Origin of the sequence: Achromobacter sp. UBA4530, from assembly GCF_002388205.1 — a bacterium.
In the GTDB taxonomy this organism is placed as follows: domain Bacteria; phylum Pseudomonadota; class Gammaproteobacteria; order Burkholderiales; family Burkholderiaceae_B; genus Achromobacter; species Achromobacter animicus.
This window is the reverse complement of the sequence record NZ_DGMA01000008.1, coordinates 498379-511534: the sequence shown is the minus strand read 5'-3', so window position 1 is coordinate 511534 and position 13156 is coordinate 498379. Positions and strand designations below refer to the sequence as shown.

Here is a 13156-nt window from a genome sequence, read left to right as displayed (position 1 = left end):
TATGGGCGCCGAGAGGCTTTTTCATTTCTGCTTCAAGCCGCGCGCCATGCCGGCGGCGGCCGCATTCGCTTACTCCACTGGCGTGATCACGCGGCCGTTCTCGAAGAACGACTGCAGGTTCTCCAGCATCATGTCTTCCATTGCCAGACGCGTTTCCTCGGTGGCGCTGCCGATGTGCGGCAGCAGCACGGTCTTGTCGCTCTTGATCAGCGCTTCCGGCACCTTGGGCTCGTGTTCGAAGACGTCGAGCGCGGCGCAGCCCAGCTTGCCGTCTTCAAGCGCGGCGACCAGCGCCGTCTCGTCGATGACCGGCCCGCGTGCAATGTTGACGATGATGCCCTTGGGTCCCAACGCCTCGAGCACCTCGCGGTTCACCAGGTGGCGCGTGCTCGGTCCGCCGACGGTTGCCACGATCAGGAAATCGGCCCACTTGGCCAGGTCCGTCAGCGAGGCCTCGTAACCATAGTCGACGTCGTCGCGCTTTCTGCGGTTGTGATAGCGCACGTCCATGTCAAAGCCCGTACCGCGCTTGGCGATGGCTTCGCCGATGCGGCCCAGACCCACGATGCCCAGTTTCTTGCCGCTGACGCGCAGCCCCAGCGGAATGCTGCCGTGCACCTGACCCCATTGGCCGGCACGCACGAAGCGTTCGCCCTGGCCCATGCGGCGCGCGCCTGCGATCAACAGGCCCCAGGCCAGATCGGCCACGCAATCCGTCAACACGTCCGGCGTATTGCTGACCAGCACGCCACGCTTGCGCGCGGCGTCGACATCGATCGTCTCGTAACCCACGCCCCAACTGCAGATGGCCTTCAGGTCGGGCAGCGCGTTGATGAGTTCGGCGTTGGCGCCGAAATTCGCGGACGTGACGACGGCGGTGACGCCCTTGCCATGTTCGGCCAGCGCGGCCTTGCGGTCCGGGTACTTCCACAATTCGATGACGTCATAGCCGTCGGCCAGGCGCTTGTTGGCGGAGGGAGAGCCGGCCAGCGAGCCGACCTGGATGATGCGTTGCTTGGTGGTCATGTTGTCGTACGGTTGGGTGGCGAAGGGTTCATGCTACTTGATTCATGCGCAAGACCGCGGGCCAGCCCCGCATCCGCGGGATCGGGACGGGCCGCGGACAAAAGATGCCAGCCTTCGGGCATCCCGTCGCTTTACTCGAGCTGGATGTTGGCTTTCTGGATCACGTCCTTCCAGCGCTTGACCTCGGCCTGCTGGAATTCCGCGAACTGCTGCGGCGTGTTGGCGACCACTTCAAAGCCCAGGCCTTGCAGCGTCTTCTGCGTCTGCGGTTCGCGCAGCGCGGTGCGCAGGGCTTCGGCCAGCTTGTCGACGACCGGCTGCGGCGTACCCTTGGGCACGGCAAAGCCCTGCCAGGAATACACGACCATATCCTTGATGCCGGCCTCGGCCAGCGTCGGCACGTCGGGCAGGTCGGTCGCGCGCGTGTCGCCCGTGATGGCCAGCGCCTTCAGCTTGCCCGCCTTGATGTGGTTCTGCACCGCGCCCAGATTCTGGAAGGACACGTTGACCTGGCCGCCGATCAGGTCCGCGATGGCGGCGCCGCCGCCCTTGTACGGCACGTCGACGCCGGTGCTTTGCGTGCGCTGCCGGAACAGCACAGCCGACAGGTGGTCCGACGATCCCGTGCCGGACGAGGCGTACGACACGCGGTTCGGATTCTTCTTGGCGTAGTCGACCAGTTCGGCCACGGTGCTGGCCGGGAACGACGTCGCCGCGACCAGCACGTTGGGGTTGCGCACCGCCTGCGTCAGGTAGGTGAAGTCCTTGCTGGGGTTGTACGACAGGTTCTTGTACAGGGCTTCGTTGATGGCGAAGGTGCCGATGGATCCGACCATCATGGTGTAGCCGTCGGGCGTGGAGCGGGCCAGCGCCTGCGCGCCGATCGCGCTGTTCGCGCCCGGCTTGTTCTCGACGACGAAGGTCTGCCCCAGGATCTTCGCCAGCGCCGGCGTGACCGAGCGCCCGGTGATGTCGGAAGAACCGCCTGGCACGAAGGGCACGATCATGGTGACGGGCTTTTCCGGGTAACCGGCGGCAAGGGCCGCCGGCGACCCAAGCACAACGGCGCCCGCCGCGAGTACGGCGCTGATCAGTTTGCTCATGGTGTCTCCTGGTTCGCGTGATGATGAAGAGCCCGCCGCTCACGCGTTGCGGACGGGCCCCGGATCGGCGCAGGGTCAGTCGACCTTGGCGCCGGATTTCTTCACAACGTCGGCCCACTTGACGGTTTCCTGGGCCATGAACTGCTTGAACTGGGCGGGCGTGTTGCCGGAGGGGGTCGCGCCTTGCGCCTGAAGCTGTGCGCGCACGGGCTCCTGCTGCAAGGCCGCCGCCACGTCGCGCTGGACCTTTTCCACGATGGCGGGCGGCGTGCCGGCCGGCGCCAGCAGACCGAACCAGCTCGAGGCCTCGTAGCCCTTCACGCCGGCCTCGGCCATCGTGGGCACGTCGGGCAGGGCGGGCGAGCGGTTGGCGGTCGTCACTGCCAGCGGGCGCAGTTTGCCGGCTTTGATAAAGCCCATGGACGAGGGGAGATTGTCGAAGATCAGGTCCGCCTGCCCGGCCATCACGTCGGTGAGGGCGGGGCTGCTGCCCTTGTAGGGCACGTGCGTCATGCGCGTGCCGGTCATGCTCTGGAAGAGTTCGCCCGACAGATGCGTGGAAGTGCCGTTGCCCGTGGACGCCATGTTGACGCTGTCGGGATTGGCCTTCAGGTATTTGATCAGGTCCGCCACGTTGCCGATGCCGTGCTTGTCGGCGAACTTGGGGTTGACCTCCAGGATGTTGGGCACCGGGATCACCAGCGTCACCGGCACGAAGTCCTTGACCGGGTCATAGGGCAGCTTGGCGTACACGGACTGATTGATGGCGTGGGTGCTGACCGTGCCCATCAGGAAGGTATAGCCGTCGGGCGTGGCGCGCGCGGCTTCGGCCGAGCCGACATTGCCGCCGGCGCCCGCCTTGTTGTCGACCACCACGGGCTTGTTCCAGCTCTTGCCCAATTCGGCCGCCACGACGCGCGCAGCGATGTCGGCGGTGCCGCCGGCGGGGAAGGGCACGATGATCTTGACTTCGCGTTCGGGGTAGTCCGCGAAGGCCGGCGAGGCCGGCAGGGCAAAGGCGGTGGCCGTCAGCAGGGCGGCCGCAATAAACCGGCCTCGCACAGGGGCTGCATGCATGGAATTCGTCTCCTCGGTGTGCGCGTGGCCGCGCATCGTTTCTGGGGGTATTCCGCTCCCGGCGAGCCGGGAGCTCAAAGTCGCATGCGGCCCGCGCCTCATGCGACTTGTGTGCTGCCGAACTACTTGTAAAACAAATATAGGTATTGAGCTATAGCTTGTCAACCAAGTATACTTTTTTCACCTTACTTATCTGACAACCGCACTGACAACCCACCCGCCAGGAGCCCCTTCCATGAAAACCACCCCGGTCACCGCCCAGGATCTGCAGCGCTCGGTCATCGCCGTGCCGCCGCTGGCCCGCAACGCCGATCTGTCGCTGAACGAAGCGGCCAACAAGACGCTGCTCGGCCACCTGGAAGCGGGCGGCGTGCGCAACGTCATGTATGGCGGCAACGCCAATTTCTACAACGTGGGTGTGAGCGAATATGCACGCATCGTGGACATGCTGGCAAGCCTGGCGGGTCCGGACACCTGGATCCTGCCCTCGGTGGGGCCCGACTACGGCAAGATGATGGACCAGGCCGCCATCCTGCGATCGCGCGCCTTTCCGACCGCGATGCTGCTGCCCATGTCCTTCCCCTATACCGACGCCGGGCTGGCCGACGGCGTGCGCCGCTTCACGGATGCGCTGGGCAAGCCTGCGGTGGTCTACATCAAGTCGGCCGACTACCTGGCCCCGGAAACCGCGGCACGTCTGATCGAGGAAGGGCGTCTCGTCGCCTTCAAGTACGCCGTCGTGCGCGACAACCCGTCCGAGGACGCCTACCTGTCCGCGCTGCTGCAAGCCGTGGATTCGCGCTGGGTCGTCAGCGGCATCGGCGAGCGCCCGGCCATTGTCCACTACCGCGAATTCGGCCTGAAGAGCTTCACGTCGGGATCCGTCTGCGTGGCGCCGCGCGGTTCGATGCGCCTTCTGCATCTCTTGCAGGAAGGCCGCTTCGACGAAGCCGAAGCCGTGCGTGAGCAGTACATGGGCCTGGAAGACTGCCGCGACGGCATCAGCCCCATTCGCGTGCTGCACGATGCCGTGACGCTGTCGGGCGTGGCGGACATGGGCCCGATGCTGCCGCTCCTGACCGGCATCTCCAGCACCGAGCGCGAACGCGTAGCGCCCGTGGCGCGCGCGCTGGCCGCCTGGGACCGCGAAGCCGCCACGGCATGACCGCGTGCGGCGCAGCGGACGCAATGCGGGTACGATGAGCGCCGTCCGCGCATCGCAGCAGTCTTTCAGGGCCTGTTCTCCGCGCGAGGACAGGCCCTACTACCAGGAGTTTCCGTGGCTCGACCCAAAGCATCCCCCTCATCCACGCCGCACGCGCCCGACGAGGCGCAAGCGCCCGCCGCGCCGGTGCTGGAACGCGGGCACCGGGTGCGGCTGGCGGACCAGCTTTACGGGCAGATCTTCGAACAGATCGTGTCCGGCGGACTGAACGTCGGCGACAAGCTGCCGTCCGAAAACGAAATCTCCGAACGCTTCGGCGTGTCGCGGCCCGTCGTGCGCGAAGCCTTGCTGCGCCTGCGCGCCGACGGCCTCATCACCGCGCACCAGGGCCTGGGCACTTTTGTCAGCCACCAGCCTGCGCCGCGCCTGAAGGCCTTCAACGATGTGCAGAATGTCAGCGCCTATCTGCGCGCCCAGGAGGTGCGTGTGGCGCTGGAGGGCGATGCCGCGCGTCTGGCGGCGCTGCGGCGCACCGACGACCAGCTCGGAAAGATTGCCGACGCTCACGCCGCATTTGCCGACACGCTGGCAAAGGGACAAGTGTCCGCCGAAGCGGATCTGGCCTTTCATGCCAGCATTGCCGAGGCCAGCGGCAACGACTTCTATCTGGGCGTGCTTGAAAGCATCCATGAGTCCATCAGCGGCTTCATGCGACTGACGCTCAACCTGACGCGCACCGGCTCGCGCCAGCGCGCGCAGCGCGTTGTGGACGAACATGCCACCATCCTGGACGCCATCCGCGAACAGGACGGCGAACGCGCGCGCGTCGCCATGCAATTCCATCTGGGTCAGGCGCGGCACAGACTGGTCGACCGCGACCGGGACTGACACCGCTGCCGACGCCCGCCTCACCTACAAGACGACAGGAGACAGACAGTGTCAGGGAACGGAGCAAACGCCACGGCCGTGCCGGTGGAGCAGGTGCGAGAACAGATCCTGCAGGTGCTGATGGCATGGGGCATGGCCGAAGACCTTGCCCACATCACCGCGGGCCTGATGGCGCGCACGGACCTGCTGGGCATCGATTCGCATGGCATCTCCATGCTGCCCGCCTATGAGGACAAATGGCGCGCCGGCACGCTGCGGCTGGACGCACGGGCTCGCGTGGTGCGCGACGGCGGCGCCAGCGCGCTGATCGACGGCATGGGTGGCCTGGGCTATCCGGTCGCCGCGCAGGCCATGAACCTGGCCGTGGACAAGGCGCTGGAACACGGCGTGGGCGCTGTCTCGGTCTGCAACTCGCACCACTTCGGCGCGGCCGGCGTCTATGCGCGCATCGCCGTCGAGCGCGGCGTGGTGGGACTGGTCACCAGCAGCGCCAACGGCGTCATCATGGTGCCCACGCGCGGCGCGATGCCGATGCTGGGCACCAATCCCATCGCGTTCGGTGCGCCCGCCGCCTACAACGAACCCTTCGTGCTCGACATGGCGACGACGACCGTCGCGGCCAACAAGGTCAAGGTCTACGACTTCCTGGACAAGCCGCTGCCGCCGGGCTGGGCGGTGGACGGGCAGGGCGCGCCGGTCACGGACGCGGATGCGGCCATGCAGTACATCTTCAAGCGCCCCGAGGGCGGCCTCACGCCGTTGGGCGGCACCACCGCCATGAGCAGCCACAAAGGCTATGGCCTGGCGATGATGGCGCAGATCCTGGGCGGCACGCTCAGCGGCAGCGCGTTCGCTGCGCGGCGTGCGGGCACGCGCCGCCCCGGCGAGCCCGACGACGTCGGACATTTCTTTTTGGCGCTCAACCCCGACGCCTTCCGCGCGGCCGGGTCGTTCGAAACCGACATGGACGACATGATCGACGCCATGCACGACACGCCGCCCGCCGATCCCGCCGAACCCGTGCTGGTGGCGGGCGAGCCCGAAGCGGCCGAGCGCATGCGCCGGCTGCGCGAGGGCATCCCGATTCCCGCAGCGCTGGCCGAACGCCTGCGCGCCATCTGCGAGCGCGCTGGCACGCCGTATCTGCTGGATCCCGCCTGACCGGTCGTGGCGCGCGCGCAAGAAGCCCGAGCCGCTTTGCGGTCCCGTGGCCATCGGATTCCAAGTTCACTTTTCAAGACATGAGGTCAGCAATGAATTCACCTCTTCCCAATCGTTTCCGGCAACGCATCCTGGCCCGCGAGCGGCTCATCGGATTTTGGATGTGCATGTCCAGCCACATCACCGCCGAACTCGTCGGCCTGGCGGATTTCGACTGGCTGCTTCTGGATGGCGAACACTCGCCCAACGAGGTGCCGATGTTCCTGCAGCAGCTCCAGGCCCTGCAGGGCAGCGCCAGCGCGGCCGTGGGGCGTCCGTCCTGGAATGATCCGGTCGAGATCAAGCGGCTGCTGGATATCGGCTTCTACAACCTCTTGATTCCGTTCATCGAATCCGAAGAAGACGCGCGCCGCGCGGTGGCCGCCACGCGCTACCCGCCGCAAGGCATCCGCGGCGTGGCGGGCGCGATGCGCAGCAACCGCTACGGCACGGTGCCGGACTATCTGCACACCATCAACGACAACATCTGCGTGCTGCTGCAGATCGAAAGCCGTCCGGGCATCGAGGCGGTGGACGAGATCGCCGCTGTCGAAGGCGTGGATGGCGTGTTCATTGGCCCGTCGGACCTTGCTGCGGCATTGGGTCATATTGGCAACCCCGGCCACCCCGAGGTGCAGGAGGCGATCCGCCACCTGCATCAGCGCGTGACTGCGCAAGGCAAGGCGGTGGGCATTCTGGCGCCCGTGCATGCCGACGCGCGCCGTTATCTGGACATGGGGATGCACTTCGTGGCCGTGGGGACCGACCTGGGCGTATTCAAGCAGGCAACCTTCGCGTTGCGCGAGGCGTTCCCGACCTGATGTCTTGATGCGCCAGGCCCCCGTGGGGGCGCTGGCCGTTGCGAGCGAAACCGCTACGCCGGCGCCGGACAGGCAAACTGTCCGGCGCCGTTTGCATTTACAGGCGGCTTACTCTTCCAGCGCGAGCAGCTCGGCCACGGTCTGGCGGCGCCGGATCAGGCGTGCCTCGCCCTGGTCCAGCAAAACCTCCGGTGCGAGCGGTCGGCTGTTGTAGTTCGAGGACATCGACGAACCGTAAGCACCTGCGTTGTGAAAGACCATGAAGTCGCCGATGCGCGGACGCGGCAGCAACTGGTCGGTCATGACGCCGCCTTCGTTCTGCGTGAATACGTCGCCCGATTCGCACAGCGGGCCGGCCACCGCGATGCGCGTCTGCGGCGCGTCCTGCGGGTCGCTGCCGTCCGGCGCATGCACCGAGATCCGGTGATAGCTGCCATACATGGCCGGGCGCATCAGATCGTTGAAGCCCGCGTCAACCAGCGCAAAGTCGCGCTCGGGACGCCGGTTGATCGAATGCACTTCGGCGACCAGCACGCCGGACTCGGCGATCAGGAAGCGGCCGGGTTCGATCTCCAGGCGGATCTCATGACCCAGATACTGGGCAATGCGCTGACGCGCGGCATCCCATTGCTCGAAGTAGTGATCGCAGTCGATGCGCGGCTCGCCGTCGCGGTAGGGGATCGACAGCCCGCCGCCCGCCGAAATGGCTTCGATGTCGTGATCCAGCGACTTCACCACGTCCACCATGGCGTCGCACACGCTGGAAAGATGGCCGTAGTCCACGCCCGAACCGATGTGCATGTGCACGCCCACCAGCTTCAGGCCGTGGCGGCGCACGATGGAGATCGCCTCGGCCACATCGTCGATCCAGATGCCGTGCTTGCTTTGCGGACCGCCGGTGTTGGTCTTGTTGCTATGGCCGTGGCCAAAGCCCGGGTTGATGCGCAACCAGACGCGATGGCCCGGCGACGCCTGGCCCACACGCGACAGCATGTCCAGCGAGCCGGCGTTGACCGTGATGCCGTGCTTGAGCGCGGTGGCCAGTGTGGCGTGGTCGATCAGGTCGGCCGTGAAGACGATGCCTTCCGGTTCGCTGCGCGGGTCGAAGCCGGCGGCCAGGCTGCGTTCGATCTCGCCCAGGGATACCGCATCCACCACCACACCTTGCGCGCGCATCAGGCGCAGGATGTGCAGGTTCGAGCACGCCTTCTGCGCGTAGCGGATCGTGTCGAAGCGGCGCAGTTGGGCGATGCGTTCGCGGATGACGGCGGCGTCGTACACCCAAAGCGGCGTGCCGTGTTCGGCGGCAAGTTGGGTGAGCTGGCGCGGATCGAAGGTCATGATGAAAGGAACCCTGTGGGAAGTGAAGCGAAGGCGGCATGATGCCTGCGTTGGTCCATCCAGTAAAATGCTTTGATTTTCGACACCGATTCATTCCTGATATGGGAGGCGCGATGCTCACGCATCGGCATATCGAAGTCTTCCGCGCGGTGATGATCGCGGGCAGCGTGACGAAGGCCGCCGATCTGCTCAACACGTCGCAGCCCACCGTCAGCCGCGAACTGGCCCGGATGGAGCAAACGATCGGTTTCGCTCTCTTCGAACGGATTGCGGGGCGTCTGCGGGCCACGATGCCGGCGTTGGCGCTCTTTGAAGAGGTGCGGCAGTCCTACGCCGGCCTTGAGCGCGTGGCGTCCGCCGCGGCCCGTCTGCGAGCGTTTCGCGAGGGGCAGCTGTCGGTGATCACCCTGCCGGCGTTTTCGCATTCGATACTGCCTGATGCGTTTCAGCGTTTTCATGGCCAACACCCCGGTGTGAGCCTGTCCGTCGAAACCCAGGAGTCTCCGCTGCTCGAAGAGTGGCTGACAGCGCAGCGCTACGACCTGGGCTTGACCGAACACGATGCCGCGCCCGCCGGCACCCGGCTGGAATTGCTGGTGCAGGTTGACGAGGTCTGCGTGCTGCCTGACGGCCATCCGCTGCTGGCGCGCGCGGCGGTCGAGCTGGCGGATTTTGAAGGGCATTCCTTCGTCAGTCTGTCCGCCAGCGATCCCTACCGCGTCCAGATCGACGAAGCGTTCGGCCAGGCGGGCGTCTTGCCCCGCTCCATTGTGGAAACACCTACTGCGGTGTCGGTTTGCACATTCGTGCGACAAGGACTGGGCCTGGCGATCGTCAATCCGCTGACCGCGCTGGACTTCGTGGGGCGAGGGCTGCACATCCGGCCGCTGACACGGTCGTTTCCGTTCCGCGTGAATGTGGTGTTTCCGGAACACCGTCCGGGCAATCCGCTGGTCGCCGCGTTCATGGAATCGCTGCGCGACGCCGCGGCAGCCATCAAGGGCAGGCTGGCGGCAGCAGAATCCGCATGAAGCGGGGCAGGGCACGCCGGAGAGGGGGCGGCCCGGTAGGCCGGCTGAGACGCAGGTGCTGGGCCTTGGGGCGCGCAGCGAACCGCTCAGTCAATCGGCGCAGACAACAAAAAAGGATGCCCGTGGGCATCCTTCTTTATTTGCCGTATTCGTGTCGCCCCGGAAGACCGGGGCGGCAGAATGGCTTAGGCCAGCGCCTTGATGGCGGCAGCCAGGCGGCTCTTGTGGCGAGCGGCCTTGTTCTTGTGGATGATGTTCTTGTCAGCCACGCGATCGATCACGCTGGTGGCCTTCTGGAACACTTCGCCAGCCGCAGCCTTGTCGCCAGCGGCGATGGATTGGCGAACGCGCTTGATGGCGGTGCGCAGCATCGAGCGCAGGCTGGAATTGTGCTTGTTGCGCTCAACGGATTGGCGAGCGCGCTTGCGGGCTTGGGCGGTATTGGCCATGTTGCTTTGTAAGTTGAATTCGGCAAAGTCGAACATTGTAGCAAGCCCCGTAGGGAATGCAAGCTTTTAATGTCGCTTTAACCGATGGAGCGCCCGTCAACCGGGCGGGAGGGCGCTGCTGGGAAGAATTCCCGGGTTGGAGAACCCTTGCGTCAGATCCTCTTGAAAACATGAGGAAAATTCGCGGCGCCTATCGATAAAACCAATGGACAAACCACTGGATAAAAACTAGGTGTCGAGTATACAACGGAAACCGCGCCGCCCGGCATACCTTAGGGGCGGACGTTGTCAGGCGGCGACGTTGATGGAGACGAACCAGGGCGTGAAACGGCGCACCTGGATGGGCATCTGGTCTTGCAGGCTGTCCAGCGCGGCGTCGGTGTCGTCCAACGGAAAATGGCCGGACACGGGCAAGCCGCCTGCGGCCATGGACACGCGCAAGGTGCCGCTGCGATAGGGGCGCAGCGCCGCGATGACTTCGCCCAGGGGACGGCCACGGGCCTCAACCCAGCCCGATTCCCAAGCGGCTTCGGCCATGAGCTCGGCGCGCGGCGTGTCCATGCGGGCATTGTCGAAGCGGGCGCCGGTGCCGGCGCGAATGGTGCCGTGCGCCCCGGACATGGTCTCGACCTCGACTTCGTGTTCGTGCACCACGACGACCGTACGCTGCGCCTGCTGGCGCACCATGTAGCGGGTGCCGAGCGCGCGGACCGTGCCCTGGGCAGTCTGCACCAGGAAAGGACGGCGGGAATCGGGTGCGACCGACACGGTCACGGCGCCATCCAGCAGACGGACCTGACGATACGCAGGCGTGAAGTCCAGGTTGACGCGGCTGCGCGCGTCGAGCAAAAGCTGGCTGCCGTCCGACAGCAGGTAGCGGCGGCGCTCGCCCGTTGCGGTGGCCGCGTCGGCGGCAACGTTGTTCAGCGGGTAGAACGCATTGCCGACATAGGCAGCGGCCGCGCCGGTGCTGGCGAGCGCAAGCGCGCCAGTCAGAAAACGGCGGCGGGGCGGCACGATGGCGGCGGGTGGGGGCGGGATCAGCGACTGGGCAGCGGCCGCGGCGTCGCCACTGCCGGTGGCATAGGCGTCGCCAAGCCGGCCAAACGACGATCCTGCCAGGGTGCCCGTCAGTTGCTGCCAGGCGTTTTCATGGACAGGGTCAGCCGCTCGCCAAGCCAGGAAGTCGTTGTAGTCTTGGGCTGTTGCCTTGCCGGAGCGCAGCAGCAGCAGCCAATTGATCACCTGGTCCGCCATGGGTTGTCCTTGGGCGTACTTCAATTCATGCTTCCCGCAGGCAGGGGCCTACAGGGGGTCCTCTCAGTGGCAATTTTTAAATCATAAAGGTTTTTTACCAAAGATTACGGTGTGGTTGTCAATTCTTGACGAAATTAATGCGAAAAGCCGGCGTTTGGCCGGCTTTTTGAAGGCAATGTAGCCCGAACAGGCGGAATTACTGCTTCGGGCGTCGTCCGAAGTCCCTGGGGCGAAATCCAAACAGTAACAACATTCCGAAGTACACCACGCCGCTTGCCGCCAGCACGCCGGCCAGCAAGAGGACACGCTGGCCGGAGTGGGTTTGCAGCGCGATCCAGTCGATCCGTGTGTCCGCATACCAGAGCAGCGCCGCCAGCCCGGCCAGCGCGGGCATCAGGCGCAGGGCAAACGCAGTCCAGCCGGCGCCCGGCATGTACACGCCCCGCCGCCGCAGCCCGATCAGGAGCGCCAGCGCGTTCAGGCAGGCGCCCAGGCCAATGGCCAAGGCGAGCCCCGCGTGGGCCAGCGTCGGCACCAGCATCACGTTCAGCAGCTGCGTCACCACCAGCACGGCGATGGCAATCTTCACGGGCGTGCGGATGTCCTGCTTGGCATAGAAGCCGGGGGCCAGGATCTTGACCGCCAGCAGGCCAATCAGCCCGGCAGAGTAGGAGATGACGGCCAGGCGCGTCTGCAGCACGTCCTGGGCGCTGAAGGCGCCGTAATGAAACAGCGTGGCGACAAGGCCGTCCGACAGCATTGCCATGCCCACCGCCGCGGGCAGCCCCAGCAGCAGTACCAGGCGCAGGCCCCAGTCGAGCAGCGCGCTGTAGCCGCCGTGGTCGTCGCGGGCATGCGCCGCGGACAGGCTGGGCAGCAGGACGGTGCCCAGCGCCACGCCCAGCAGCGCCGTGGGAAATTCCATGAGGCGGTCGGCGAACGACAGCCACGTCACGCTGCCCGGCGTGAGCCACGTCGCGATATTGGTGTTGATCAAGAGCGAGATCTGCGCCACCGACACGCCCAGCGTGGCGGGCGCCATCTGCTTGAGGATGCGCTGCACGGTCGGATCGGCCCAGGCCTGCCCAAAGCGCAGCGAAAAACGTGGCGTCAGGCCCAGGCGCGCCAGGGCCATCCATTGCACGGCCAATTGCAGCACCCCGCCGATCATGACGCCGACGGCCAGCGCGTAGACCGGGACGTCCATGCGCGGCGCAAGCCAGATGCAGGCGCCGATCATGGACAGGTTCAGCAGCACGGGCGTGAAAGCGGGCACTGCAAAGCGCCGCCACGTATTGAGCACGCCGGACGCGAAGGCGATCAGCGACATGCAGAGGATGTACGGGAACATCATCCGCGTCATCCAGACCGCCGCGCCGAATTCGGTGTCGCGCGCCGCACCCCGCAGGCCGCTGGCCATGGCGGACACCACCCAGGGCGCCGCGACGATGCCGATCAGCGTGACCAGCATCAAGGCGGCGGTCAACAGCAGGGCCACGCGGTCCAGCAGTGTGCGGACTTCTTCTTCGGAGCGGTTGTTGCGCGCGGCGCCCAGGATGGGGACGAAGGCCTGGGCGAAGGCGCCCTCGGCGAACAGGCGGCGCAGCAGATTGGGAATGCGGAAAGCGACCCAGAAGGCGTCGGTAATGGGGCCGGCGCCAAACGCGCGGGCCACCAGGATGTCGCGGATCAGGCCGGAAATGCGGGACAGCAAGGTGAAACTGCTGACCGTGGCCGCCGAACGGAACAGGCTCATGGGTGGACTACTGAAGTGAAAAGCGGGCCGGATCGCCGCGTT

At 66.1% G+C, this 13156-nt stretch carries 12 protein-coding genes; 5 read left to right on the top strand and 7 right to left on the bottom strand.

All coding sequences use genetic code 11. The annotated features are described in order from the left end of the window. Nucleotides 1-69: 69 nt before the first annotated feature. The 3 genes from B2W22_RS09150 to B2W22_RS09140 all read right to left on the bottom strand — a co-directional run bounded on the left by B2W22_RS09150 (nucleotide 70) and on the right by B2W22_RS09140 (nucleotide 3206). Entirely contained in the window at nucleotides 70-1026 is a 957-nt protein-coding gene (locus B2W22_RS09150) for a 2-hydroxyacid dehydrogenase (protein WP_286937278.1), read from the bottom strand. Between the two features lie 131 nt (nucleotides 1027-1157). Further along, nucleotides 1158-2129 (bottom strand): Bug family tripartite tricarboxylate transporter substrate binding protein, encoded by a 972-nt coding sequence (locus B2W22_RS09145; RefSeq protein ID WP_286937275.1) that lies wholly within the window; start codon nucleotides 2127-2129, stop codon nucleotides 1158-1160. Nucleotides 2130-2204: 75 nt separating this feature from the next. Beyond that, a complete protein-coding gene (locus B2W22_RS09140) occupies nucleotides 2205-3206 on the bottom strand; it encodes a Bug family tripartite tricarboxylate transporter substrate binding protein (RefSeq protein ID WP_286937273.1) in 1002 nt (333 codons plus the stop codon). 235 nt (nucleotides 3207-3441) lie between these two features. Here B2W22_RS09140 and B2W22_RS09135 point away from each other — a divergent pair, with 235 nt between their 5' ends. From B2W22_RS09135 to garL, 4 genes are all read left to right on the top strand, one after another. Beyond that, nucleotides 3442-4371, top strand: a complete 930-nt coding sequence (locus B2W22_RS09135; protein WP_286937271.1) for a dihydrodipicolinate synthase family protein — start codon at nucleotides 3442-3444, stop codon at nucleotides 4369-4371. Nucleotides 4372-4485: 114 nt separating this feature from the next. Beyond that, the gene (locus B2W22_RS09130) at nucleotides 4486-5259 is read left to right on the top strand and encodes a FadR/GntR family transcriptional regulator (protein ID WP_370633056.1); all 774 of its coding nucleotides are present in this window, start codon (nucleotides 4486-4488) and stop codon (nucleotides 5257-5259) included. Between the two features lie 48 nt (nucleotides 5260-5307). Further along, a complete protein-coding gene (locus B2W22_RS09125; protein ID WP_218344721.1) occupies nucleotides 5308-6420 on the top strand; it encodes an Ldh family oxidoreductase in 1113 nt (370 codons plus the stop codon). Nucleotides 6421-6512: 92 nt separating this feature from the next. Continuing rightward, nucleotides 6513-7280, top strand: coding sequence for a 2-dehydro-3-deoxyglucarate aldolase (garL, locus tag B2W22_RS09120; protein WP_056562673.1), 768 nt, complete (start codon nucleotides 6513-6515; stop codon nucleotides 7278-7280). Between the two features lie 108 nt (nucleotides 7281-7388). Here garL and lysA read toward each other — a convergent pair whose 3' ends face one another. After that, a complete protein-coding gene (lysA, locus tag B2W22_RS09115) occupies nucleotides 7389-8621 on the bottom strand; it encodes a diaminopimelate decarboxylase (RefSeq protein WP_175138402.1) in 1233 nt (410 codons plus the stop codon). Nucleotides 8622-8734: 113 nt separating this feature from the next. Here lysA and B2W22_RS09110 point away from each other — a divergent pair, with 113 nt between their 5' ends. Further along, nucleotides 8735-9652, top strand: coding sequence for a LysR family transcriptional regulator (locus tag B2W22_RS09110; RefSeq protein ID WP_218344723.1), 918 nt, complete (start codon nucleotides 8735-8737; stop codon nucleotides 9650-9652). A 185-nt stretch (nucleotides 9653-9837) separates the two neighbouring features. Here B2W22_RS09110 and rpsT read toward each other — a convergent pair whose 3' ends face one another. From rpsT to murJ, 3 genes are all read right to left on the bottom strand, one after another. Next, complete coding sequence (rpsT, locus tag B2W22_RS09105) at nucleotides 9838-10101, bottom strand: 30S ribosomal protein S20 (RefSeq protein WP_043542310.1); 264 nt, start codon at nucleotides 10099-10101, stop codon at nucleotides 9838-9840. A gap of 288 nt (nucleotides 10102-10389) precedes the next feature. After that, nucleotides 10390-11358 (bottom strand): FecR domain-containing protein, encoded by a 969-nt coding sequence (locus B2W22_RS09100; RefSeq protein ID WP_175123488.1) that lies wholly within the window; start codon nucleotides 11356-11358, stop codon nucleotides 10390-10392. Nucleotides 11359-11554: 196 nt separating this feature from the next. Beyond that, nucleotides 11555-13114, bottom strand: coding sequence for a murein biosynthesis integral membrane protein MurJ (murJ, locus tag B2W22_RS09095; protein WP_286937269.1), 1560 nt, complete (start codon nucleotides 13112-13114; stop codon nucleotides 11555-11557). Between the last annotated feature and the right edge of the window lie 42 nt (nucleotides 13115-13156).

Excerpts from the sequence above, each read along its gene's own strand:
- B2W22_RS09135 (WP_286937271.1), top strand. The coding sequence starts at position 3,442 with ATGAAAACCACCCCGGTCACCGCCCAGGATCTGCAGCGCTCGGTCATC.
- B2W22_RS09145 (WP_286937275.1), bottom strand. The coding sequence starts at position 2,129 with ATGAGCAAACTGATCAGCGCCGTACTCGCGGCGGGCGCCGTTGTGCTT.
- garL (WP_056562673.1), top strand. The coding sequence starts at position 6,513 with ATGAATTCACCTCTTCCCAATCGTTTCCGGCAACGCATCCTGGCCCGC.
- B2W22_RS09100 (WP_175123488.1), bottom strand. The coding sequence starts at position 11,358 with ATGGCGGACCAGGTGATCAATTGGCTGCTGCTGCTGCGCTCCGGCAAG.
- B2W22_RS09150 (WP_286937278.1), bottom strand. The coding sequence starts at position 1,026 with ATGACCACCAAGCAACGCATCATCCAGGTCGGCTCGCTGGCCGGCTCT.
- B2W22_RS09140 (WP_286937273.1), bottom strand. The coding sequence starts at position 3,206 with ATGCATGCAGCCCCTGTGCGAGGCCGGTTTATTGCGGCCGCCCTGCTG.
- murJ (WP_286937269.1), bottom strand. The coding sequence starts at position 13,114 with ATGAGCCTGTTCCGTTCGGCGGCCACGGTCAGCAGTTTCACCTTGCTG.
- lysA (WP_175138402.1), bottom strand. The coding sequence starts at position 8,621 with ATGACCTTCGATCCGCGCCAGCTCACCCAACTTGCCGCCGAACACGGC.
- B2W22_RS09110 (WP_218344723.1), top strand. The coding sequence starts at position 8,735 with ATGCTCACGCATCGGCATATCGAAGTCTTCCGCGCGGTGATGATCGCG.
- rpsT (WP_043542310.1), bottom strand. The coding sequence starts at position 10,101 with ATGGCCAATACCGCCCAAGCCCGCAAGCGCGCTCGCCAATCCGTTGAG.